General features: G+C 48.8%; 18 protein-coding genes. 9 read left to right on the top strand and 9 right to left on the bottom strand.

Annotated features, from left to right (window positions below):
• Window positions 1-284 precede the first annotated feature (284 nt).
• On the bottom strand, window positions 285-1,883 hold the full coding sequence (gene groL, locus Pan241w_RS02265) for a chaperonin GroEL (RefSeq protein ID WP_145210334.1): 1,599 nt from the start codon (window positions 1,881-1,883) through the stop codon (window positions 285-287).
• A gap of 99 nt (window positions 1,884-1,982) precedes the next feature.
• Window positions 1,983-2,300 carry a co-chaperone GroES gene (gene groES / locus Pan241w_RS02260; RefSeq protein WP_002647314.1) on the bottom strand — a complete coding sequence of 106 codons (318 nt, stop codon included), beginning with the start codon at window positions 2,298-2,300 and terminating at the stop codon, window positions 1,983-1,985.
• A gap of 543 nt (window positions 2,301-2,843) precedes the next feature.
• Between groES and Pan241w_RS02255 the strand changes: the two genes are divergently transcribed.
• The 4 genes from Pan241w_RS02255 to Pan241w_RS02240 all read left to right on the top strand — a co-directional run bounded on the left by Pan241w_RS02255 (window position 2,844) and on the right by Pan241w_RS02240 (window position 7,665).
• Complete coding sequence (locus Pan241w_RS02255; protein ID WP_145210331.1) at window positions 2,844-3,701, top strand: hypothetical protein; 858 nt, start codon at window positions 2,844-2,846, stop codon at window positions 3,699-3,701.
• 212 nt (window positions 3,702-3,913) lie between these two features.
• Complete coding sequence (locus Pan241w_RS02250; RefSeq protein WP_145210328.1) at window positions 3,914-5,632, top strand: hypothetical protein; 1,719 nt, start codon at window positions 3,914-3,916, stop codon at window positions 5,630-5,632.
• A 293-nt stretch (window positions 5,633-5,925) separates the two neighbouring features.
• Window positions 5,926-6,864 (top strand): twin-arginine translocase subunit TatC, encoded by a 939-nt coding sequence (gene tatC, locus Pan241w_RS02245; protein ID WP_145210325.1) that lies wholly within the window; start codon window positions 5,926-5,928, stop codon window positions 6,862-6,864.
• 126 nt (window positions 6,865-6,990) lie between these two features.
• Window positions 6,991-7,665 (top strand): dual specificity protein phosphatase family protein, encoded by a 675-nt coding sequence (locus Pan241w_RS02240; protein WP_145210322.1) that lies wholly within the window; start codon window positions 6,991-6,993, stop codon window positions 7,663-7,665.
• A gap of 46 nt (window positions 7,666-7,711) precedes the next feature.
• Here Pan241w_RS02240 and Pan241w_RS02235 read toward each other — a convergent pair whose 3' ends face one another.
• Complete coding sequence (locus Pan241w_RS02235; RefSeq protein ID WP_145210319.1) at window positions 7,712-8,533, bottom strand: hypothetical protein; 822 nt, start codon at window positions 8,531-8,533, stop codon at window positions 7,712-7,714.
• Between the two features lie 411 nt (window positions 8,534-8,944).
• On the opposite strand from Pan241w_RS02235, the gene ppk2 reads away from it, so the two are divergent.
• Window positions 8,945-9,859 carry a polyphosphate kinase 2 gene (ppk2, locus tag Pan241w_RS02230; RefSeq protein WP_145210316.1) on the top strand — a complete coding sequence of 305 codons (915 nt, stop codon included), beginning with the start codon at window positions 8,945-8,947 and terminating at the stop codon, window positions 9,857-9,859.
• Window positions 9,860-9,891: 32 nt separating this feature from the next.
• On the opposite strand, the gene Pan241w_RS02225 is transcribed toward ppk2, so the two are convergent.
• Together Pan241w_RS02225 and Pan241w_RS02220 are read right to left on the bottom strand one after the other, a co-directional pair.
• Window positions 9,892-12,237 carry an exo-beta-N-acetylmuramidase NamZ domain-containing protein gene (locus Pan241w_RS02225; RefSeq protein ID WP_145210313.1) on the bottom strand — a complete coding sequence of 782 codons (2,346 nt, stop codon included), beginning with the start codon at window positions 12,235-12,237 and terminating at the stop codon, window positions 9,892-9,894.
• A 50-nt stretch (window positions 12,238-12,287) separates the two neighbouring features.
• The gene (locus Pan241w_RS02220; protein WP_145210310.1) at window positions 12,288-13,964 is read right to left on the bottom strand and encodes an NAD+ synthase; all 1,677 of its coding nucleotides are present in this window, start codon (window positions 13,962-13,964) and stop codon (window positions 12,288-12,290) included.
• A 270-nt stretch (window positions 13,965-14,234) separates the two neighbouring features.
• Here Pan241w_RS02220 and Pan241w_RS02215 point away from each other — a divergent pair, with 270 nt between their 5' ends.
• On the top strand, window positions 14,235-14,627 hold the full coding sequence (locus tag Pan241w_RS02215; RefSeq protein WP_145210306.1) for a hypothetical protein: 393 nt from the start codon (window positions 14,235-14,237) through the stop codon (window positions 14,625-14,627).
• Between the two features lie 86 nt (window positions 14,628-14,713).
• Here the strand turns inward: Pan241w_RS02215 and Pan241w_RS02210 are convergent, their stop codons facing one another.
• Window positions 14,714-17,017: a HEAT repeat domain-containing protein gene (locus Pan241w_RS02210; protein WP_198000279.1), complete on the bottom strand. Its 2,304-nt coding sequence runs from the start codon at window positions 17,015-17,017 to the stop codon at window positions 14,714-14,716.
• A 452-nt stretch (window positions 17,018-17,469) separates the two neighbouring features.
• Entirely contained in the window at window positions 17,470-18,030 is a 561-nt protein-coding gene (locus Pan241w_RS02205; protein ID WP_145210299.1) for a CinA family protein, read from the bottom strand.
• Window positions 18,031-18,156: 126 nt separating this feature from the next.
• Here Pan241w_RS02205 and trmB point away from each other — a divergent pair, with 126 nt between their 5' ends.
• A complete protein-coding gene (trmB, locus tag Pan241w_RS02200) occupies window positions 18,157-18,786 on the top strand; it encodes a tRNA (guanosine(46)-N7)-methyltransferase TrmB (protein WP_145210296.1) in 630 nt (209 codons plus the stop codon).
• A gap of 23 nt (window positions 18,787-18,809) precedes the next feature.
• On the opposite strand, the gene Pan241w_RS02195 is transcribed toward trmB, so the two are convergent.
• Complete coding sequence (locus Pan241w_RS02195) at window positions 18,810-19,484, bottom strand: hypothetical protein (protein ID WP_145210293.1); 675 nt, start codon at window positions 19,482-19,484, stop codon at window positions 18,810-18,812.
• A 62-nt stretch (window positions 19,485-19,546) separates the two neighbouring features.
• On the bottom strand, window positions 19,547-20,941 hold the full coding sequence (locus Pan241w_RS02190) for a TAXI family TRAP transporter solute-binding subunit (RefSeq protein WP_145210290.1): 1,395 nt from the start codon (window positions 20,939-20,941) through the stop codon (window positions 19,547-19,549).
• A gap of 311 nt (window positions 20,942-21,252) precedes the next feature.
• Between Pan241w_RS02190 and serA the strand changes: the two genes are divergently transcribed.
• Both serA and Pan241w_RS02180 read left to right on the top strand, forming a co-directional pair.
• Complete coding sequence (gene serA / locus Pan241w_RS02185; RefSeq protein WP_145210287.1) at window positions 21,253-22,878, top strand: phosphoglycerate dehydrogenase; 1,626 nt, start codon at window positions 21,253-21,255, stop codon at window positions 22,876-22,878.
• A 312-nt stretch (window positions 22,879-23,190) separates the two neighbouring features.
• The gene (locus Pan241w_RS02180; RefSeq protein WP_145210283.1) at window positions 23,191-23,841 is read left to right on the top strand and encodes an HNH endonuclease; all 651 of its coding nucleotides are present in this window, start codon (window positions 23,191-23,193) and stop codon (window positions 23,839-23,841) included.
• The last annotated feature ends 206 nt before the right edge of the window (window positions 23,842-24,047 follow it).

Raw genomic sequence — 24,047 nt, 5'->3', positions numbered from 1 at the left:
ACCAATCTTCTGGAATTGAAGGAGTAAAGATTCTATTTGATGGAATCTGCGAATGATGCAAATGTTACTATTATCAGTGCCTGTCCGCAATGCGCACCTTCTAACATTCTAGTCCCTCGCCCGGTTTATTAAAGCCAATCCAGAGCGATTCCGCTCGAGAATGAAAGTCTGAACGGCACATCTGTCACTGAGATGCAAGCCAGGGTCAGGGTAAAACGAAACGCACCCGACAGGAAACCCGCCGGGTGCGTTTCAATCTATTAGAAAACGGACGACATGTGACCTTAGTGCAGGTCGTCGTCATGATCGTCCTTACCCTTTTCAGCGATCAAAGCATCGCTGGTCAGCAGCAATGTTGAAACACTGGCAGAATTCTGCAGAGCAGAGCGTGTCACCCGAGTCGGATCGATGATACCGGTCTTGACCAGGTCTTCGTACTTCGAAGTGGCAGCATTGTAACCCATGCTGCCATCAAGTTCAGAGACCTTTTCGCAGACGACGCTGCCATCATCGCCGGCATTGTTGGCGATGGAAGTCAGCGGAGCACGGCAAGCACGCAGGATAATTTCGTAACCCACTTTTTCTTCCTGAGAAAGACCGGTCGGTTTGCAGGCTGCAGAACAGCGAAGCAATGCCACACCACCACCGGGAAGAATACCTTCTGCCACAGCAGCACGAACAGCGTGCAGAGCATCTTCAACGCGGGCTTTCTTTTCTTTCATTTCACTTTCAGTTGCGGCACCAACGTTAATTTGTGCAACACCGCCGGAAAGTTTTGCGATTCGTTCTTCCAGCTTTTCTTTATCGTAATCGCTGGTCGAATTTTCCAGTTCGCGGCGAATCTGTTCGATACGGGATTTAATTTCCCCAGGCTTTCCACCACCTTCAATGATTGTGGCGTTGTCTTTATCGACAGAAATTTTCTTGGCAGTACCAAGATCAGAAAGCTGCAGATTTTCCAGCTGAATTCCCAGATCTTCGAAAATTGCCTGACCGCCAACCATGATGGCAATGTCCTGCAGCATCGCTTTACGACGATCACCATAGCCGGGTGCTTTCACGGCACAGCAGCGGAACGTACCACGCAGTTTGTTGATCACGAGAGTCGACAGGGCTTCCCCTTCGATGTCTTCTGCGATAATCAACAGCGGCTTGCCGGCGTTGACAACTTTTTCCAGAACAGGAACCAGGTCCTTGATGTTGGAAATCTTCTTTTCATGAACCAATACATAAGCATCTTCCAGATCACAAGACATGCTTTGAGGATCGGTCACGAAGTAAGGCGAAAGGTAACCGCGGTCAAACTGCATCCCTTCGACGACTTCAAAACTGGTCTGCAGGCTCTGGCCTTCTTCAACGGTAATCACACCATCTTTGCCAACCTGTTCCATGGCGTCTGCCAGAATTTTTCCGATTTCTTCATCGCCATTGGAGGCGACTTTACCAACCTGAGAAATCGCTTTCTTATTTTTGCACTCGATCGACATTTTCTGGAGTTTTCCCACAATGTCATCGACCGCTTTGTCCATACCACGCTTCATTGCGATCGGACTGACGCCGGCAACAACCGACTTCAAACCTTCGTTGTAGATTGCTTCTGCCATAATTGTGGCAGTCGTGGTTCCATCTCCGGCAATATCAGATGTTTTGCTGGCCACTTCGCGAACCATGCGGGCCCCCATGTCTTCAAACTTGTCAGACAGTTCGATTTCGCGGGCAACAGAAACACCGTCTTTAGTAACAGTGGGGGAGCCAAAGCTCTTTTCCAGAATAACATTACGACCTTTAGGGCCCAGCGTCACGCGAACGGCTTTCGCCAACTTGCTGATACCACGTCGCATTGCTTCCTGAGCTTCCTGATCGAAGGCAATCATCTTTGCCATTTCACTATATCTCCATGTACTCAGTATGAAATTTGAAAGGAAGAGTAACCAGCCCACCTGAAACAGGGGCGATTACTGCTAAATACAGAATTTGACAGCTTAATAAGTTGCCAAAATGTCACTTTCGCGGAGCAACAGATATTCTTCTCCGCCAATTTTAATTTCGTCCCCGCCGTAGGGACTGAAAATTACACGATCCCCTTCTTTAACGGTCAATGGAAGCTTTGTTCCATCTGATTTGACATGTCCATCTCCGACGGCAACAACTTCGCCACGCTGTGGCTTGTCCTGTGCACTGTCTGGCAGAACAATTCCACCGGCGGTGGTTGATTCTGCGACTTCTCTTTTCAGAACGACTTTGTCACCAAGAGGGACAATCCGGGCGCCTTTACTTGCCTTGGCAGCCTTCTTCGCCATTGGGATCTCCTAGATTTTCTTTGATTTCTGACTCAAATGTCTTCACATCGAATGTATTTATAATCTGTGGTGGCCCAAAGCCATTCCACAACAACGCTACTGCTACTGAGATCACATACAGAGACCTCAGCGTGCTCTCCCTAGGTGCGAACGCCGTGCCTATTTCGATAATAATTCATAACTTCAATCACAATTTACATTTAACTTCAAACCCTCTGATTCGAAGCCATGTCGTTTCCTGCCGGACAGTCTGACGGGACTTCAATTCTGCTGCCATATTGGCAGCAGGTTGAAATCGAGTGTTGAGATCACCCTATTGGCCCCCGATAGGCTCTCCCTTTTCAAAACTTATTGAAAATCTGAATATTTATAATTGACACAACTGTTAAAATAGGTAATATCGACACACGAAACACCTCCCTGAAACTCTCGTTCAGGGCAGAGGGCTTCTCTCCCTCGATTCTCCTTCTGTCAGCTCTACACACTCTCTCTCAATGTATTCGTCTTCAAATGATTGAGATAAGACTACGAGAGGAGTTTGACGTGTCTGAGCCAAATTGTTCCCCCTCCCCATCAAACGAGATTCCAACCCTGACACATCGAGTTCGATGGGCGCATGAGTTGGTTTTACAAGGCAAAAGAACTGAGGCCCGGGCCTTGTTCTACTCTCCGGAAATAGAAGCGGCGGAATGGGAGCGCTGCCTGCACCTGGGCCAGTTTCTAATAGAAACTGGTTATGCATCAGAGGCAATTGAACCACTTTCGATCGTGCTGGATTATGCACATCAACAACAGGAAAACCAATTACGGTCAGTCGTCTGCCATAACCTTGCGATTGCTTATCGCAAATTAGGTTACTTTGAGCTGGCAGCTCAGTTCCAGCAATATTCCATCTCCTGGGGTGACCTGCGATCGGCAAATCACCTCACACTGGAACAGGAAGTTGATCAACTCTCTGATGATGCAGCCTGCGATCTGACAGGCCGCGCCAATGATGCGATTCTCCAGCAGGATTACCAATTGGCGGAACAACTACTGAACATTTCTCTGACTCGAGAGATTCTTTATGGCAGCCCCGATGCCCAGGCGGCAGACTGGGGAAATCTGGGAATCCTTCATGGTTTGCAGGGGAACCACACGCGCGCCATCACTTATCTATGGAAAGCCTATCTGCTGCATAAACAGACGACAAATCTGCCTGCGATGGGACAGGACCTGACTCATCTTGCCGAAATCTTCTGGGCATTGGGACGTTTTCAACGTGCAACACGCTGCCTTTCGCGCTCGATTCACTATTTTTCACTCTGTGATCAGACAGCCGACGCACAAACAGCGTCTGCCCGATTACACGAATTTCAGCGCCTGTTACAGGTCAAGCAACACAACCCCCTTCTGAATTAACTATATTGGTCTCAGGAAGATAAAGAGGGGGACGACATGAATTTCAGGTATTGTCCACTTGCGAATTGCCCCCCTGTCTGTTGATAATTAAGAAACGAGCGAGGTCGAATCATACCTTCCACATCCTGATCCGGAGCCAGATGATCTGTTCCGAGGTTGATCGACTCTCAAAGAATTCGAGCGATTTCCCAAAGACATCTCAAAGGTCATTCATGCCCATTAAGGTTCGCTGTAAAGAATGTAATGCTTCATTTTCCGTCAAAGATGAAGCGGCAGGCAAACGGGTTCGTTGTAAAGCATGCAGTGCCCCGGTCAAAGTTCCTTCAGGCCAACCCAAAAAGAAACGCCGTTCTTCCAGTGACTCTGCTGATACCGATGACTTTTTAGCTAGTTTTGACATCGATAAAATCGAGGACAAAGAATCGAAAATCTGTCCCCGTTGTGGATATGATGTCGATGAAGAAGATATCGAGTGCGCCAATTGTGGAGTCGACCTCAGCACAGGGCGCATGAGTGAAGCGACGCGTCGAAAACGAAAACGTAAAGGCCCTGCCGTTGAAGAGTTCTACTCAAAAGCATGGGGAGATGCGTATCGTTTTCTAGGGAATCACAAAGGGCTGGCGATAAAAACGGCCATCTACTCTGTGATCGCCAGTTGCCTGTTTTTCAGCTCCATCTTTATGATGTTCTGGTGCCATCGCACGCCGCCACGCGCATTCTGGGGATTTATCGCCTTTGTGTCGATCATGGCAATCCCGGGTTGGATCTGGTTCATCCAGACCGAAGTGGTCCGCTTTGCATTACAGAAAAAAGATAAACTGAAACGGATCAACTTCGACTTCTTCTTATGTTCCGCCCTGGGTATTAAATTTATTTTCTGGACCATCCTGTTCAGCCTGCCTGCGCAAGCCATCTTCGGTTCACTGGGTTACTATTATATCTCGAACGGTTCCACACCCGTCGGTGCGATCCTGATCGCCGTCGGCTTTATTCCCACCTTCCTCATGTTCCCTCTCGCAATACCGCACATGACGATGGTGGATACCACTCCCGGCTGGATGCCACATAAACTGGGAAAAGTATTTCTGGTACTGTTCAAACCCGCGATCTTCTGGTGTTTTGTATTTCTGATCACGAACCTGCCTGCCATTGGCTGCCTGGCAGGTATCGGTGCTGCTTATGGTAACGACCTGAATAAATTTTTCTCGAACGTCCGCTATAACTCGACAATTGCCGCGGATAATTCTGCAAAAGAGTGGGCTGATGAAAATAAAGTGAAAGACTTCCAGCCAGGACCCATGGTGGGCAAAACTCCCGCTGAACTGAAACCGAAGGTTTTGATCGTCCCTTCCATTCTCTGGTTTCTTGCCTGTCTTTTCTATGCTCCGGCCATGATCTATAATGCACGCGTGAATGGTTTATTGGCATTACACAGCAAACCAGACCTGGGCCTGATTACCAAAACTCAAGAAACGAAGTATGTTTCTAAGGCAGAGAGAGCACAAACAGGTCCCGCTACAGCCCGCTGGAAACTGGCGACAATTGGAGTGCTCGCAGGCTCAGGTGTAGGAACCGGGCTCTACTTCCTCATTCCCATGCTACCAGAAATGCTTCTATATGTTTTTATTGGTATATTTGGCTTAACGAACTTGGGTTGTTTTGGGACAACACTTGTAAAGATAAAGCAGGCAGACGGGGTCGGACAATGCGTACTTGGCTTTTTTATCTCACTATATGCTTATGGAAAAGGATGGGTTTACGCTGAGAAAGACAAGGAAATGGGCTCGGTAATGCTCACATGGACCCTATCCTTGATTGCTGGGAACATTTTAGTTCTGGGAATGGATCATCATGGACTCCTAAACGATAAAGAGAAGCCTCCAGCCGCCAATGCACCTGCTGAAGTTCCTGTAGGCGAAGCGGCTCCTTAATCCCCGAATTCTGTGTCAGCAGAAAGCCTCTGGTTGACAGCCCTGTCTGGTTGTTTACAATAGAGAAAGTTTTCACCGCTCTTCCCTCCTGCTCATCCCAGCGGGCAAATGGAGTGGGTACTCCTGATTCACTCTCCTGCAACGACGTGATATCATCGGGAGCCAATTGACAGTGTTCCATTTGTTCTGAACAGTGCCCCACTCATCCACTCGATGTCGTTGTCGCTCATCTTGTATAGCGCAATCCGTGGTGATGCTGTTTGAAATTGGTCTCTCCAGAATGATAAAGTTCCATGAAACCACATTCCCACGATCTATTTGATGAATCCACCATGAGTTTCGGGGATCACCTCGAAGCCCTTCGCATTCACTTGTGGAAAGCGTTGATCGGCCTTGCCATCTGTGTGGTAGGCGCTTTATTTATTGGCCATAAAATTGTCGCCGTTGTCCGTGCTCCCATTGATGCGGCTCTCAAAGAATACAATCTGGATCCTGTGACTGAAGAAGATTCAGAAAAGAAAGAGCAAAAGACGGTCGCTGAACTGATCGCCAGCCTCGAAAAACAACCAGAACAGACAGCGGAAACCAAAGCTCTGCAAAAAATCCTGCTGGATTATCAGCGCCGGATTGATAATCTGGAAGATAAAATGTCAGAGCCGGTCACTCTGGCAGTGCAGGAAGCATTTACCACGATTTATCTGAAAGTCTCCTTCGTTGCAGGCCTGGTATTTGCCAGTCCCTGGGTCATCTATCAGATCTGGCAATTTGTGGCGGCCGGGCTCTACCCGCACGAACGAAAATATGTCTATGTCTATCTCCCCATCAGTATCTTTCTGTTCCTGGGAGGAGCTCTATTCTGTTTTTACGCCGTGTTCCCGTTTGTGCTCAACTTCCTGCTGGGCTTTAACAAACTACTCGGCGTGAATCCCCAGATCCGGCTCTCGGAATGGATCAGCTTCGCGATCACATTGCCGCTGATGTTTGGGCTCAGCTTTCAGTTACCACTAATTATGTTATTCCTGGAACGCATTTCCATATTTACGGTGAAAGACTACAAAGAAAAAAGTCGGATGGCGATTTTGATTATTTCGATTATCTCTATGCTGATGACCCCCGCCGATCCCATGAGTATGCTCCTGATGATGATCCCCTTGATTCTGCTGTATGTACTCGGGATTCTGATGTGCAAATATTTCCCGAGTGCTAACGCCAGCCCTTTTGAAGCAGCTTAAACCGGCTGATTCCAGGCTCATTTTCCTCTGTTCATGGTTTGACAAGTTTCATTACAATGCCTGCCCTCCGGAACATTGGTTTCCGAAGTAAAGCTTGTATCTGATACCAGACCACTGAGGTTGAATATGAATACTCCTGATCCGGAATCTGTCGTCGAATCGGCTGCCGCGCCGACCAAGAATAAGAAATTCCTCAAAATCTCACTCGCCGTCTGCTTGATGATTGCCGCCGGCGTCCTGATCTGGGAGGAATTTCTGGAGGATCGACTGGTCGCCAAACGCTGGGGTGTGGTCGAACCGGGCAAAATCTATCGTAGCGGTCAGGTTTCCAGCTACCTGATTGAGCCGATGCTCCGTGAAAATAAAATCGAAAAAGTCATCGCCTTAAACGGAAGTGACTTGAACAAGCCTTATCTCAAGACCGAAGTGGAAACGGCCCGGAAACTGAAAATTGACCATCAGGTCTTACATCTGATTGGAGACGGCACCGGCGATGTAGAAGACTATGCCGAGGCCGTCGCTGAAATCATGCGTTGTGAAAAAGCTGGCAAACCCGTTCTCGTACACTGTGCTGCAGGCGCTCAACGGACTGGCGGCGTTGTCGCCGCATATCGAATGCTGGTTCAAAAGAAGACACCAGAAGAAGCCTATCGCGAACTGTTACAGTACGACTGGAAGCCCCATAAAGACCAGGCGTTGATTGATTATCTCAATCAAAACCTGGCCGCACTTTCCAAACTACTGGAACAGAAAATCGAATGGTACGAACCACCGGCCACGATTCCAGTCATCGGCAAATAGGCTGAAGTCCTGCCATGACTGGACAGAGAATTCAATTCGCGAGATATTATTTTCGCAAATTGGCAAACTGATTGCGCAGATACTCCTGAACGGTGATCGTATTTACGTCTTTGTTCTTGCGCAGAGTTTCCCAGTGATGAATGAGTCCACGATCTTTACTGTCCAGTTTCCAATGGATTTTGTGCTCTGCCCTTAAATGCAGTTTCTCTTCGAGCCGGGTCTGTAATTCCACTTCAATGGGAATCAGATCGCGCGAGCGAAGTTCCTGATTCAGGGAAATCCGCGAGCCAGGGGGTAATGTGTAGGGATGCAACACATAATTCAATCGGGCCATCCAGTCTGCAAACCGTAGATACGTTTCAACTGATGCCTTCTGATCGGGGGCAACACACTGCACGCGATAGTTGATCAGCTTACTGTCCAGAGTCAGTTGGTTTCTGGAATCATCAAACTCGACATCAAAAACCGGGTCGAGTTGAAATTTCAATTGTTCAGCGATTTCTTTACCCGACGATTTCTGTTTTTTGATTCGATCGTGGATATATTCCTGGGTCTGATGCCGCGCCACATTCAGCAGGTTCTTAATTTCATCAAAGTTGATCACCGCTTTGATCATGCGAGATTCATTGAGAATGATTAAGCGTTTCTGTACTGGATCGAAGATGGTAACTTCTCCCAAACCATCCACATGGTCGTAGACTTTTTCTGCGTGAAAAATCGAGACGCTACGGGAAACAATCGTCGGATCCACATCCGTTTGATGATGATAAACGGTGGTGCGAATCCGAAATTCCTGTGCCATGCAGGTAGGAATTCCCACAACATGCGCGACTGCAAACATGCCAATGACGAGAAATGATCTCCACATATCGGCTTAACTTTCCTGTGATAATAATATTTACGAACAATGATCGCCTTCACAAAATGTGAATTGACCAGCGATGATTCGGAGAATGATTGTTTGAAAATGGATTGAGAATTGAGAGAAGAGAGCAGAAGACTAAAAAAAAGCCGGTTTTGCTGCAAGAGGAATTTTGCCTCTGAGTCAGGCTCCTGTCCGCAACTTACTTGCACTAAAAGCACCACTCAAAACAAGAAAACCTAACTTATTTCATTCATTACACTTACAAGCACTACCCTTCGTTGATTCACCCGATCTTCTTTTGCCTTGAGCAGGCCCCGGTTTCTCTTTTCTCATCGGAACTTCATAATAGGAGTCCATTCGCACGATTCCGCGAACCATTTTTCAACTCGATTTCGCACAGAAACAGGATCACACATGGGTTCCCAGTCCGGAAAAAAATCACAAGACCCCGCTCTCTTGCCAGTCACCTATCACCTGAAACTTCCCAAGGATATTGTGCCGGAGGAAATTCAGCAGAAAGTGAAATCAGCGGAGAAAGGATATGTTCTCTGTGAATCCTATCCCTACCGAATGAAAATGGATCGGAAGAAATATGAACGGGAAATCAAACCGTTACAGATCGAACTCTTGAAGCTGCAAAAATGGGTAAAGTTAAATCGAGAACGAATCGTGATCCTGTTTGAAGGACGTGACGCGGCCGGTAAGGGAGGTACCATCAAACGCTTTATGGAACACTTGAATCCGCGCGATGCGCGGATCGTCGCGTTACCCAAACCGACAGAAACCGAACGGGGCCAATGGTACTTTCAGCGCTACATTCAGCATTTGCCCACCAAAGGGGAAATCGTCTTCTTCGACCGCTCCTGGTATAACCGAGGCGTGGTGGAACCGGTGATGGGTTTTTGCCGCCCTACCGAACACCATACATTTCTCCGCGAAGCGCCGCAGTTTGAAAACATGCTGATCAATTCCGGGATTCACCTGTTTAAGCTCTGGTTCTCAGTCAGCCGTGAAGAACAGTTCCGCCGATTCAAAGCTCGCGAGACCGATCAATTAAAACAATGGAAACTGAGTCCGATTGATATTCAAGGGCTCAGCCTCTGGGACGAATACACCAAGGCTCAGAATGCCATGTTCATGGCCACCGATACCAAAGCCTGTCCCTGGACGGTGATTCGATCAGATGACAAAAAACGCGCTCGCCTGAACTGCCTGCGATACGTGCTGAATCACCTCAATTATCCCAACAAAGACGAGGCCCTGGTCGAAGATTATGACACTCAAATCATCGGGCCGAAAGAAGTCATTTATGATACAAGTGAATGGTAAGCCACATTCTACTCTGCCAAACGGCAAGTCATTCAATACAATAAAAACTTTGCGCGCCTGATCGCAAATTCCGCCAGTTCCTGTTGATACAAAGCTTGGATTGCAAATACAGATTTACCAGCAACGACAGCATCAAACACACGCTGATTTGCCAGCAAACGGTTAAAACGTTTTGTCTCCCACTGATCAGGAAACAACAATCGTAATTGATGGGCCACTTCCAGCCCCGTACGCACCGATTGAAACTGCCGCCGATCGGTGATAATGAAATTCACCCCGCCACATAACTCTCCCGCAAACTTACTGGACTCCGGTGTAAATTGAACGGGCACAAAACGTACTCCGGGTAAACCAGACCGATTTAACTGCCGCGCCAGTTTCATCCCATCCAGCCAGGGAGCACCAATCCATTCAAAGGGAGTATCCGTTCCCCGCCCCACCGAGAGATTGGTTGTTTCCAGGAGGCCGATGCCGGGATAAAGAACCGCTTCATTCAAGTTCCGCATGTTGGGAGAGGGATTCACCCAGGTCAGACCGGTCTCGTCGTAATACATGTGCCGTTTCCAGTTCTTGAGGGGAACTACCTGCAACTCCACATTGAGCTTCAACTCCTCGTTAAACATCCGTGCCAATTCTCCGGCTGTCATACCATGGCGAACGGGAATGCGATGATAGCCCACAAACGACTGAGATCCTTCATCAAGGACAGGCCCGGCAAAATCGACACCGTTAATCGGGTTCGGACGATCGAGCACAATGAATTTGATGCCCTGCTTTTTAGCTGCCTGCATCGCATTTCCCATTGTGGAAATATAGGTATAAAACCGTGTGCCGATATCCTGAATATCGAACACCAGTGCATCCAGTTCCTGCAAGCTCTCTGGCGTAGGCGTGCGCGTTTTTCCATAAAGGCTGAAGATTTTCAAGCCGGTTTTCTGATCAGTGGAATCACCGATTTTCGACACGTCCAGTTTACCGGCGAAACCATGCTCGGGACTGAATAAGGTTTTCAATTGAACGCCGGGCGCCTCTTGCAGAAGTTGCACTGTGCTCTTTCCATCGCGGCTTAAACCGGTGTGATTGGTAATCAATCCAATCCGTAAGCCTTTCAATGCTTGAAACTGCTGCTGCCGCAAAACATCAATGCCGGACAGTACTTCTAAACTGTCGCTTGAAACAGCAGCTTTCCCCGTTCGCGACTGCGTACGTTGATCGATCGCCGCGGCCGCGATCGTTCCGATGCGGCCTGCCAGCGAATTGACCGAACCTTTTCCGTCCGGGTGAACTCGATTGCTGAGAAAAATCACAAACAGGTCCTGCGCAGGATCAATCCACATGGACGTCCCTGTGAAACCGCCATGCCCAAACGCATGACGTGAAAAGAAATCGCCTCGATTGGAAGAATAACGCGACAATTTATCCCATCCCAAACCACGGATCACATCCACTACAGGATAACCGCGGGTCATGATGTCCACGGTCTCCGGTTTTAAAATCTGAGCTCCCTCATAAGTGCCCTGTTTGAGCAACGCCTGTGCATAAACGGCCAGATCTTCCGCAGTCGAGAATAACCCTGCATGCCCGGCAACCCCACCTAATGCGTAGGCCCGCGGATCATGTACTTCGCCTTGCATCCAGCGTTTTTTACGTTGCTGGGTTGTCGCCGCCCGTTTCTGCAACTCCGGTCCGGGCAGATAACCAGTCTCTTTCATTCCCAGAGGTTGAAAGATATGCTTGCTCGAATATTCATGAACCGTCTGCCCCGTCACCCGTTTCACAATCTCTGCCAGCAAGATGAAACCGACGTCGGTATAAGCAAAACGGGTTCCCGGCTCGTAATACAACTTGAGCGCATAAATCCGCTCCATCGCTTTCTCGGGGCCATCCTGATAATCCTTCATTGAGTTATCGGGAATCAGGCCTCCCTGATGGGTCAATAACTGATAAACGGTCACATCCTGTTTGCCGTTCGCAGCAAATTCCGGGATGTACTTCGAAACGGGATCGCTGAGTTTAATCTTGCCCTGCTCCACCAGCTGCATCACGCTCGTCGCAGTCGCGACCGGCTTTGTCAACGAAGCCATATCAAACACCGTGTCGGTGGTCATTGCGATTTTTTCAGGTAGCAGCTGACGATCGCCAAAGGCTTTGAGAAACACAACCTTGCCCTGATAGCCTACCAGCACGACGGCTCCGGGCATCGAATTCCGTTCCAGGCCACGTTGAACCACAAAGTCAATCAATGCCAGTCGCCCCGGATCCATGCCGACGGCTTCCGGCTTGACGTGAGGCAGTCGCGGTGGGGCTTCTGCATGCCCGTTCTGCAAACTAATAACAAGAAACAGAAAACAAACTGCATTTAACGTGTGGCTCTTCATCGATTCATCCCACTGCGTGACTCAATTTGAGTGATATGCCATGACAGCAATTAATCCAGTTCCCATTGAAATCGAGCTGCCATCGGCATTCGGCGTCCCGACCCAAAAGCGCGGTTGGAAAGTTTAATCCCCGGCGGCATCTGACGTCGTTTAAATTCATTTCGATCCAGTTTATTGGCAACCCAGCGAACCGTTTCAATGGGATATTCTTTGGCCAGGCTCTTAACGGAAAGCTCGTCTTCAATCAAGCCTTTTAGAATCGCGTCCAGTAAATCATATTCGGGCAATGAGTCCTGGTCGAGTTGATTCGGCGCTAATTCCGCACTGGGTGCTTTTTTCAGAATGTGCTCGGGAATCAGCGTGCGTCCCGCTCTTTGGTTTACATACTGAGCAACTCGATAGACATCGCGTTTGAAAACATCACTCAGCACGGCAAAGCCGCCTGCCATATCGCCATATAGAGTGCAGTAACCTACCGCCAGTTCGCTCTTATTACCGGTCGCCAGGGCCATCCAGCCATGTTGGTTGCTGCGGACCATGACATTCGCCCCACGAATCCGAGCCTGCAGATTCTGGTCGGCCAGTCCTGCCGGCTCGATCTTTAAATCGTCTCCGATCACAGGCAGATTTTCAAAAGCCCGATGTACTTCATCGATGGGAATGATTTCATAGTCCAACCCCAGATTCTTCACCAGTTCCAATGAATCAGCCACGCTATGCTCGCTACTATAGCGGCTGGGCAGTAACAGTGCATGCACGCGTTCGGGAGCGATCGCCTCAGCAGCGATCGCACATGCCAGGGCGCTGTCGATTCCCCCCGATAAGCCCAGTACACAGTCAGTGAAGCCGCACTTCTGCATGTAATCCCGCAAGCCGAGGACAAGCGCCTGAAATAATTGTTCCTCGCGGGAACTCGTTTCGATTTCAAGTGAGACCGCTTCCTGAGGCGACTCTGTATCATACATTTGCAGGCCTTCTTGAAACCCAGGCATCTGCAGCACGATCTGATTTTTCCCATCGGTCACAAAACTGTGGCCGTCAAATACCAGGTCATCGTTGCCACCGACTTGATTCACAAACAGATAGGGAATCGCATATCGATCAACGTGTGTCTGCACAATTTGATGGCGGCGCTCTCGTTTATCAATTTCAAACGGACTTGCAGAAATATTGATTAATAAATCTGAACCGGCGCCTGCCAGGATCTTCACCGGATCGGGTAACTCCAGCGGCTGATTGTGATAAAATGTATCCGGCTGCCCCCACCAGGCATCTTCACAAATATGCAATCCCAGTTTGAGTCCCTGAAACTCGATCGGCTTGATGCGACTCAAATCGGCATGACGAAAATAACGCTGTTCATCAAACACGTCATAATTCGGAAGCAGCAATTTATGAACGCGAGACACCACCTGACCCTGATGCAGTAAACTCGCCGCGTTGGCGATCCGGCCTGGTGGCAGGTCCCGTCCGGTAGGATGCCCCAGGATGACACCAATCTCCGATTTGATCTCGCGCGCCAGTCGTTCGACGGCCCGGTCACAGGCTTCGACAAACCCTTCCCGCAATAGAATATCTTTGGGAGGATAACCACAAACGACCAGTTCTGAAAAGAGGACCAGATCAGCGCCCGCTTGTTCTGCCTGCTGTATCACTTCCCGTATTCGCTGACAATTTCCAGAGAGATCTCCTACTGTTGGATTCAGTTGTGCCAAGGCAATTTTCACAGACGTTCTTTACTCCTGAAACAGATGCTATCGGAATAGCGATTTTAACGCTCGTTCTGGCTGTAGCACCAAAACTCGCCGAAAAACAGCGCACTTTCAATGGTACTTCAATAAAAACGAGACGAATTACTGACTTTTTTTTGACCTGCAGAGAGTCGCGAACTAAGTTTAGGTGAGCAGATCCATATCTCTCAAGGGAACAGGGCTAGTTGTCTATGCCCACTTTGTATCGATTCCCCACCTCGAATCATCCCGGGACTGAGATCTCTTATGGCACATTCTAGAAAAAGAGCGTCAACAGAAACAGGCACACGACCTTTACTGAGTCATACTTCGATACTGATTATCAGTATCTTCATACTCGGAATGGCAACGGGAGAGCTTTCTACACTGCCCGCAGACAGCACCTTTCTGATGATGGGCGTGTTTGGTCTGGTTTCTTATTTTGGACTAGGTGCCCTGGCTTCCACGAGAGAACGGAAGCGAAGAAAGCAAATCCTGGAGCAAAAAGGAGAGGCGCTGGAAGGACGGCTGGAACGTCATCTGACCAACGACACCCAAACCAACTCGCCCCAACAAGTAGCCTCTGCAGCCCCCGATCAGACCAGCAGTCAATACCAGACGGTCAACACACAACCCTTCCCGTATCAAAACCGCTTTTAAGTTTCTGCCTGCCAGTTTAAATCAAAACGGCTCTAAGCGGCATGAACGCCGGCTTAGAGCCGTTTCATTTTTTTGGGTCTAAACTTTTAGTTGGCCGAAGGCGGACTGACTCGACGAACGCGGCTTAAGGCATTCTTCGCAGCAGTTCTGACTTCCGAGTTCGTATCAAATCGAGCCTTCTGGAGTTCGGGAATCGACTTGTGAGCATAAGGCCCGATTTCTCCCAAAGCATAGGCGGCTCCCGCACGAACCTGGCTGGCTTTATCCTGCAGAGCAATGGATAACGCTGCAATCACCCGATCATCTTCCGGCTTAAGATCAGCCAGACTGTAACTGGCTAACCAACGGATATTCACATCCTTGGACAGCAGACAATCTGCCAGTGTTTTATTAGCCTGGTATTTCCAATCAGAGTTCCGAGCCAGTAATTCCGCGGTATGCAGACGAACATACTCATTATTATCCGACAGAGATCGAACCAGAATCGGCGTCAACTCCTGAGATTGGAATCCAATCTGAGCCAGGACCGCTGCAGCAAAGGAACGATCGCTTTCCACAGAAGAATTCATGGCATCAATCAATGTGGGAACGGAATCATCGGTGTTCCCTTCGATTTTCCACAAGGAAAATGCAGACTGAATCCGTACTCCCATATTCTCATGCAGCGACAGTGATCGCAGTGCGGGGACAGCAGCAACCGCTTCCCCTTCCATTGATCCCAGACGTTGAATGGCCTGCTTCAGCATCGGTACTTCAATCGAATCGAGCTGCGCGACCAGTCTTCGTACTTCACCTTTCGCATCCGGACACATGCCAACAGCTGTCATCGGCTGAGTGACTTCCAGTTTTGGTTGACTCACAACCGCGTTCTGCACGAGAGATGGTTTGCTCTGCACAACAGGCTGCACTTCGACCTGGCGAGACACAGGACTGATCGTCGTTGTTTTCATCTCGGGATCAATCGGATTCCACTTACCAATCCGAGTTACAGCACGTCCTTCAAACGGCGATTCAACGGCCGCGACCTGATTCGAATGCTGATATTGTTTTTCGAACGGATTTTCCTGTTGAACTTCTGGGACCGACTGTTCAACCAGTTGGAACGTGGGCTGCTCGCTGGGCAATTCTGCTTCCGGAGGTGTGAAATCAGCAATCAACTCGTTCTGTAATTCACGCATCAGTTCATAGGCAGAACGTTTCTTTTTCTCTTGCTTCTGAACAGGTTTTGACTCAACCCGGGCGACCTGCTGTTCACGAGCAACTTCGACTGTCTTTTTCTCTCTCGCGACAGTTTGCTCCAGCCGATTCAGGTCATCATCGGTCAGTTTTCTGAATGCCACTTCTTGTTTTGCTTCAGAACGGGCTTCCGTTTTGGCCAGTAGCTTTTCAAAGTCGACTGTTTCTCTTTTCGTTTGTGGTTTGACTTCCTGTGTCTGAGCCACTTCCGCCTGCGGTTTTTCAAACGCCGATTCAGCCAAAGCCGGATCTGTTAAAAATGGGTTTTCGATTTCCTTTCCGGCATTCTTTTTGACAAGGTTGTCCTGAATCACGCGGAACGGAGAATCCTTTGTATCAGCAACTTCGATCTTCGGCTGTGGAAGCTGCTTTTTCTGATCAGACTGAGCCACCGATTTTTCCGTGACTTTTCGAAAGAAGTCTTTCTCCATTCCTGCCGTACTCAGCTTCTGCTTTCTCTGCTGAGATTGAGAATGATTGACCATCTTCATGTCTGTTTGAGCTGCTTTTAAAGCCGGATCTGTCGAAAGCTGGGCGATGTTCTGCTCGACACGCTTCAACAATTGCTCATTCTGCTGAAAGGCTTTGGAACCTTTCTTTAAATCTCCACCGACAGCCATTTTGCTGCTCGCCAGAGCCTTCTGATATTGCTTCAACGCTTGTTGTTTTTCTCCACGCTGTGAATGCAAATGTGCGACAATTTCATGCGCTTCTGCAGGCGTGCTGATCTTACAGAGCTGTGTATAGCTTTCTGACATTTTTCCCTGAATGCCAAGCACGGTTGCCAGACGCGTTACCGCACGCTCACTCTTCGGATCAAGATCAACCGACTCACGCAAAATCTCTTCCGCCTGCTGATACTTTTTCATTTTATAGAGTGCATAACCATAGTCACTCAACAGTTCTGGATTTTCAGGAGTCAGTTCCTGGGCTTTTTTGAAATACCCCAACGCTTCTTCACGGTCACCCAGTCGATAACTGACAATAGCCAGCCTGTGACAGGCAAAGGCGCGTTTCGGATCTGCTTTATGAATTGTTTCGTAGGCTTTTTTCGCCTTCTCCAATTCTTTTTTATTTTCCAGATCCTGCGCAGCAACCATTTTGCTATCCAGGACTTTTTGTCGGGTGGATGAGGGGAGCATGGCTGTGGGCATGTGTGAACAACCAGCGAACGGTACAGCGACAGACGCTGAAAGAACTGCGGCCCAAATACTGCAGCGCTTCATTATGAAATCCTCGAAAAAGACACGTCGAGAGCGATTAGTTTGCTTTAGCCGTTTCGTGAATACGATTCCCTGGAAACATCTGAGAGCCAGTTCAATTCTCGTCCGACTAGATCACTCTACCGGATGTCATTCCATTTACATGGATCATGTCAAATGAAATGCTTTGAACGACCACTCACGGCTTAATGAATAGTTCGGTTATTCACGTTGTGCTGATGCAAAGGGAACTACAGAATATCGTGCTCATAACGAAGATCGTGCCGGAAGAACTGATTGTACCGCGTAAAAAAACAAGGCGGCGTTTTCCGAAAAGTCAAAGTTTAACGATTATCCGGAATCTACCGCCGGCTCATTGAAACGCTTCTATCAAAGTCTACGCTTTATGATTCTAAAGCAGCCAAAATCAGCTTCAACATCTGACGGGCGGCGGTAAGCTGCCTGTATTGACGAAGTGTAAAATCTACGCTGGGCTGAAAATCGAGTGGCACTTCTTCCATCAGCCTGTCACATTGAAAGGTTTCCACAGCAAATAATTCCGGCGAACTGTCCAGACCCGACGCAGTTCGAACTGCAACTGCGATACAAATCATTCCGTCCTGCTGCTGGGGTGCATCGGGGCCCAGATGCCCCGTAATTGATGCAGCCAGTGACGCTTCCGGAGTCTGTTTCAAAACTCCCAGCGCCATCTCGCGGGCTGTCTCAACGCTCACATCCGTATATTTTTCGAGTGTCTCCGGTTTCACCCCCAGCCATTTCATTTTAGTATCCCAGCGGTAAACCACTGCGGAACCGCAAAAGTACTCCGAAATTCCGGGCAAGCTTGTGAATGAGGTCGCAACCAGGCCTCCGGTACAGCTCTCGGCAATCACCAGCCTTTGGCCCCGTAGTGTGAGCGCCTCTTTAACTTGTGTCGCAACCTGGATTAAAAACTCGGGTACCATCCGGATCTCCCAAAAAACAACCTTCTGCCCACGATTGATAATTTACACATCACGCTATCTATTCTACAGTGTGGTCGTTGTAATTATTACCTTCTCGCAGAAACTGAAAGTTCTACTCCCCAAATCATGTCGCGTTCCAAACCCACCAAAGATCTCAAACCCTATTTTCGAACTCTGGAAGATCTGGAAGGCCCCTTCGACTGGTCTGATTTTTTTGGCAATGACAATCCGGTGGTGCTGGATGTAGGAGCCGGCCGCGGTTTGTTCCTGTTCAATGCCAGTGGCGCTACACCAGATAAGAATTTTCTGGGCATGGAAATTGATTACCGTGAAGGACGGCGGGCCGCTACGAGATTACTGAAAGCCGAACGGCCGAATGCCCGTGTACTCGGCGGCGATGCACGCATTGCCTTTGATAAATTCATCCCGGACTCATCCATCTCAGAAGTTCATGTTTACTTCCCCGATCCCTGGTGGAAAAAACGCCATCATAAACGCCGCATCTTTACGGACGTCTTTGTCAACCGGATCACCAAGGCACTCAAGAATGGTGGGGAGCTTCATTTCTGGACTGACGTAGAAGAATATTTCGAACGGGTCAAAAATTTAATGGACCATGCGTCCCAGTTCATCCAGCGAGAAGCACCGCAAGAGAGTCTGCCCGAACACGACATGGATTACCAGACCAGTTTCGAAAGGAAAAAACGAAACGAGGGCTGGAAAATCCACCGCGGTCTCTGGGTACTTCAAAAGTAAAACACGTCCCCACAGTATCCGCGTCAGTTGTCTAAGACCGCCTGCTGCAAATCGATCGGTCGATTAAATTTGGCCCGACGTCCGATATGATACCACCAGATCCCTCGAATCGGATAAAACAGCACTGACCGGACATGCTCGTGCTGTTGCTGAATACTGCTGAGATAAGCTTCTTCAAAGCACGGCAGTTGATCTTGTAATTGAAGATGTTTAATTTTCATCAGGTCAGCGACAGCAGACTGGTGTCTTTCGCTTAAGAGATCAGTCTGTTCAATCCCAAATGACTGCACAAAACGCCGGGGCGGCGCAGGAAAAATTAACGACTCCCGATCATTGGCCGTCACCAGGGAATAGTCTTCTTCAAAGACAGTCGTAAAACTGTGAAAGCGTCCGTAGGGTGACAGCGTGACTTGAAAAAATGTCGCGTCATTCACGCTCTCCCAGGCCAGAATGAAATTCTGCTGCCAACGATAAACGCCCACCATTTCATAATGCATTGACTGAGCCCAACCGGACTCGATCCCACATTTTTCTGTCAGAAGTTCATTCCCGTCTTCTTCAGGCAACAAGATCAATTGTGGAGATCTCATATGCTGAATCGCATAATAAATCAAAATGGGAATCAGCACGAACAGATAACAGACAATGATTACCAGCAAGATCCATAAACCATTGATAAAATTGGCGTTAGCCAGCATAATCCGCTTCCGGAAAAAGTAGGTATGACCATCGGTGAAAGATTCACGGCTCTTTTGCGCGTCTAAGATTTACTTATCTTCTCACCCAGGCGATCAATTTTCCAGCCTAAAAGCTTGGCGTTAATTTTATCACTCAACGCATGGCACATCTCCAGAAATGCATCAGTCGCACGATCCTCATTCAATTCGTGCGCTGAAAATTGCTCCAGTGTCCCCTGACGCAAACTGGTCACATCATCAAGCAACCTCTGCAACGCGGGACCATCATCCTGATTGTTCCCATCCAGTTGCATTTGTTTATTTTCGATCTCGACAAGCTGTCTGATAAAGCGGTCCAGCCTGTGCTCCTTGGCTTTGGAGCGCCGCTTCTGAAACCATCGAAATAATAAATAAGCGGCAATCAACACCGATACCAGAAACGACCGCATCCCCTCCGTCGCTTCAACAAAATCGGAATTCAGAAATGGTTTTAGCTCAGGGTTATAAACATGGTCAGCCCCCGAATGCACGGGGAAGCCCTGATTATCTTGTGCAAATTCATGTCCTGCAGCAAATAGTTCGTTCAAATGCATCTGCCGCGAAAAATTCTGATGCAGAATAATCGCAGTCACTTCAGCAATCAGAGCATCAGGCGTCGATCCCTTTGTCAGCAAATGCGCGCCACAGGCAACGGTCTGTAGATTATTTTCAGGCACAATCGGTTCTTGAGTTCGAAACATGCCTGCTGGTATTTCGTATTCATAAAAGTGAGACGCCTTGCGAGTCAGAGCGCCGGTAAAGGGAATCTCCAGAATACGATAGTTGCCTGTTTCCAGTAAATCATGCAATACGGGTGCTTCAATCCCCACTGTCACAATCGCAGCATCCAGTGTTTTCTTTCCAAACTGTTCTTCGATTTCCTGATAGGAAAGGTACGCAGGTTCGATTTGATCCAAACTGAGTTGTAGGTGTCGTAAAAGCGGAAGACTGGCTGCCAGATCTCCCGATCCCTGATCACCAATCGCAATCCTGCGCCCCTTCAGATCCCTTACACTTTCAATGCCGGAGTCAGCGGGCACAATGACATGCATCACCTGCGAATACAAATTGGCAATGAAACCGATCTGATCCTCCGGGCTCACCAGCAACTTTGGTTGCGCCTGCTTCGCAGGTTCGAGTGCCGCCAGGGCATACTCGGTACCCGGTTGATAAAAACCCAGATCTACTTTTCCTTGACGTACTAACTCCAGGTTTTCCAATGAGCCTTTTGTTTCCAGAACCTTTACATCGACAGGCAGACGTTGCTCCAGCATGGTTTTGAGTTGCACCGCCATTCCATGATATCGGCCTTCCGGATGACCGGCGGCAATGGTGATCTGCCTCGGTAAGGCGGTCATCCAGCGATAGGTTTGATGCAGGATCACTGGCAGGAAAATCAGCAGGATCACAACCAGAATTTTTAATAAAGAACGCTTCATATCTATCTTCTTCGATGAATTCTCAAAAATAGTAATGCCTGATTATCTCAGCAGAATGTGCACAGAATATCATACTCATTTTGACTGAGGTTATCCCCTTTACAGGCGGAAAATCAGCGTTTCCTTCTCAAAGAACGAAACTCATCCCCACGAGTGTCAAACTGTTTTTGGATTTCCCGACTTTGCAGTGCTGTTTGCCTTGGCGCGATTTTTTGGCGAACTATGCTAAGGGACGATACCTCTGTATCATTAGGAAGTCGTTGTGATTTCCCTGACCTTTTTTCCATGTAATTATTAAGCGAGTGAGTTCCATGTACCGAGTCCTGATCACGGACAACCTTTCGCCAGCTGGTCTTAAAATTCTCGAAGACAACCCGGAAATTGAATTGGATATTCGTTCCGGACTCTCGCCGGAAGAAGTACGGGAAGCACTCAAGTCAGCAGACGGAATCATCATCCGCAGTGCTACGAAACTGACGGAAGAGGTTCTGAAAGATCAGCCAAGATTGAAGGCGATCGTACGAGCTGGTGTGGGCGTCGATAACATTGACCGTGCCGCCGCCACGCGTGAAGGAATCGTCGTGATGAATACGCCGGCTGGAAATACAACCAGTACGGCGGAACAGACGATTGCCTTAATGATGTCACTGGCCCGTAATATCGGCCCGGCTTACGCCACCATGAAAGAGGGAAAATGGGAACGTAAAAAATTAACGGGCACCCAGGTCGCCGGCAAAACACTGGCGATTATCGGCCTCGGTCGCATCGGGCTTTCTGTCGCACAACGCGCACAAGGACTGGAAATGAAAGTCATCGGATATGATCCTTTCATGTCCGCAGAACGCGCAGCCGAGTATGGCATCGAACTTTATAAGGAAGTTGATGAGCTGGTAAAGCATTGTGACTTCCTGACCGTGCATACTCCTCTGACAGACGAAACACGCGACCTGATCAATGCCGAGCGGATCGCCACCATGCGTCCCGGAGTCCGAATCATCAACTGTGCCCGGGGAGGCATCGTCAACGAAGACGATCTGGCTGATGCCTTGGAATCTGGTAAAGTCGCCGGCGCTGCTTGCGACGTCTTCACACAGGAGCCCCCGGAAAACCGACGTCTGATCGACGCCCCCAACATGCTGGCAACTCCACACCTGGGTGCTTCCACAGATGAAGCTCAGGAAATGGTCGCACTGGAAGCCGCGGAAATCATTTCCGACTTTCTGACGAAGAATGAAATTCGCCACGCCATCAACATGATTCCCGTCTCAGGTGCAGAGATGGCAGACCTCAAACCACACATCGAACTCGGACACCGGTTAGGCCTGTTTTTGTCACAACAGACCAAAGGCAGTTTAAAGAGCGTTCAGCTTCAGTACCGCGGTGAAGTCGCTGAAAAACAAACCAAGCTGATTACCTCCAGCTTCGCTGCAGGCCTGCTCTCCAACGCTTTTGAAGCGGACGTCAATATCGTAAACGCGACCGTATTCGCGAAAGAACGTGGCATCGAAATTTCGGAATCACGCTCCACCGAAGCGGGAACGCTGTCCACACTGATTTCAGCGACGATTGAAACCGAAGAGGGAACGTGCTCAGCTGCTGGCACCATCTTCGGCCAGGATTTCCTGCGTCTGACCAAACTGGACGAGTTCTATCTCGACGCTTACCTTGATGGAAATCTGCTGATTTACCGGCACCATGACGTTCCCGGCCTGATCGGCTACATCGGCACCGTTCTGGGAAATCACAATGTCAATATCGCCCACATGGCGCTTGGCCGACTGCAAAACCAGCCCGGTGGCGAAGCCATCGCAGTCTTGAATGTGGATGGTGAAGTCCCCGATGCAGCGATCGAGGAAGTTTCCAGCCACAAAGATGTTTCCTGCGTGAAACTCATTAAAATGCCACCCGCGACCGCTCCACTGTCCTGGTTGCAATAAGTTCATATTGGCTTAACCGTCGCTTCATCAAAGCTGATCGAGTTCGATGAAGCGACAGAGCCATTTCAGTATACATTTTGCCCCATCCCCCCGGAAACAGTTGATTGGGAGGCCCCCCAAGGTATAAAATATCAAAGGTGAGGGTACGCGCTTAAATCAAGTAAAGAATTTGCAAATTTTAATTGACTGCAGCATCTGTTAAGGTATTATGCCCGTCAATTCAAATGTTTCTTTACTTATGAGTCGCTTCGATTTTCATCGTTCCCCAATATTGCCATAACCTTGCTAAGAGATCTGGAGGGTGGGCGGCATATGATATCTGCAACTACCGGTAAGGCACAGTCCAGCGCCATGCAGGCGAGCGTGTTGGCGCTGAACAAGACTTATTCGCCGGTCCACGTGATCTCCGCCAAGCGTGCCTTCTGTCTGCTCAGTAAAGACATTGCGGAAGTCATCAGCGTAGAAGATGGCACCTACATGAACTATGACTTCGGTTCCTGGATTGAAATCAGTGGGCTCAGGTCAGAGTTCAATGAACGAACGGAACTGGAAGACTGGATTCTCACCGTCAATTTTGAAATCCAGGTTCCCCGTGTCGTTCGCCTGCTTCGCTATGATCGCATCCCCAACAATACCATCAAGTTTAACCGCCGCAACATCTTTATCCGAGACAGCTATCGCTGCCAGTACTGCCAGAAGAAATTCGGCGTGAAGCAGCTTAGTCTGGATCACGTTGTCCCCCGCTCTCACGGAGGCGGCATGAGCTGGGAAAATATTGTCAGTGCCTGTCGCCGTTGTAATACCAAAAAAGGAGGTCGCACTCCCTCTCAGGCTGGCATGAAACTGCTGCAGAAACCGGCAAAACCCAGTCGTAATCCGGTTCTGCTCCAACAAGTAAAGCATGAAAAATATGCTTGCTGGAAAAATTTTGTTGGCGGTAAAGAGTTACTCTCCTGCGACTGACTTCGCTTTCTCACATCATACAAGTGATTGAACACTTTCTCCCCACTGGAATCTTGACACATTTGTCATAAACTGATCCATAAAATCGACATATTCCCCGATATTATGACGATGAAATCAACTGATTTCTCTAGCCATGGTTCCACTCACCCCGAGGACCGTCTATAGTACGGTGCTGATATTTAAGCCCCTCGCTACAATTCACC

The organism is Gimesia alba (assembly GCF_007744675.1).
GTDB lineage: Bacteria > Planctomycetota > Planctomycetia > Planctomycetales > Planctomycetaceae > Gimesia > Gimesia alba.
The sequence above is the reverse complement of the archived record's forward strand: the minus strand, read 5'-3'. Positions and strand labels throughout refer to the sequence as shown.

Bases quoted from the DNA above. Each gene is read 5' to 3' on its own strand.
- Pan241w_RS02215 (WP_145210306.1), top strand. From the start codon at position 14,235: ATGGCACATTCTAGAAAAAGAGCGTCAACAGAAACAGGCACACGACCT.
- Pan241w_RS02235 (WP_145210319.1), bottom strand. From the start codon at position 8,533: ATGTGGAGATCATTTCTCGTCATTGGCATGTTTGCAGTCGCGCATGTT.
- Pan241w_RS02180 (WP_145210283.1), top strand. From the start codon at position 23,191: ATGATATCTGCAACTACCGGTAAGGCACAGTCCAGCGCCATGCAGGCG.
- Pan241w_RS02210 (WP_198000279.1), bottom strand. From the start codon at position 17,017: ATGCCCACAGCCATGCTCCCCTCATCCACCCGACAAAAAGTCCTGGAT.
- Pan241w_RS02205 (WP_145210299.1), bottom strand. From the start codon at position 18,030: ATGGTACCCGAGTTTTTAATCCAGGTTGCGACACAAGTTAAAGAGGCG.
- Pan241w_RS02190 (WP_145210290.1), bottom strand. From the start codon at position 20,941: ATGAAGCGTTCTTTATTAAAAATTCTGGTTGTGATCCTGCTGATTTTC.
- groES (WP_002647314.1), bottom strand. From the start codon at position 2,300: ATGGCGAAGAAGGCTGCCAAGGCAAGTAAAGGCGCCCGGATTGTCCCT.
- serA (WP_145210287.1), top strand. From the start codon at position 21,253: ATGTACCGAGTCCTGATCACGGACAACCTTTCGCCAGCTGGTCTTAAA.
- groL (WP_145210334.1), bottom strand. From the start codon at position 1,883: ATGGCAAAGATGATTGCCTTCGATCAGGAAGCTCAGGAAGCAATGCGA.
- Pan241w_RS02195 (WP_145210293.1), bottom strand. From the start codon at position 19,484: ATGCTGGCTAACGCCAATTTTATCAATGGTTTATGGATCTTGCTGGTA.
- ppk2 (WP_145210316.1), top strand. From the start codon at position 8,945: ATGGGTTCCCAGTCCGGAAAAAAATCACAAGACCCCGCTCTCTTGCCA.
- tatC (WP_145210325.1), top strand. From the start codon at position 5,926: ATGAAACCACATTCCCACGATCTATTTGATGAATCCACCATGAGTTTC.
- Pan241w_RS02250 (WP_145210328.1), top strand. From the start codon at position 3,914: ATGCCCATTAAGGTTCGCTGTAAAGAATGTAATGCTTCATTTTCCGTC.
- trmB (WP_145210296.1), top strand. From the start codon at position 18,157: ATGTCGCGTTCCAAACCCACCAAAGATCTCAAACCCTATTTTCGAACT.
- Pan241w_RS02240 (WP_145210322.1), top strand. From the start codon at position 6,991: ATGAATACTCCTGATCCGGAATCTGTCGTCGAATCGGCTGCCGCGCCG.
- Pan241w_RS02225 (WP_145210313.1), bottom strand. From the start codon at position 12,237: ATGAAGAGCCACACGTTAAATGCAGTTTGTTTTCTGTTTCTTGTTATT.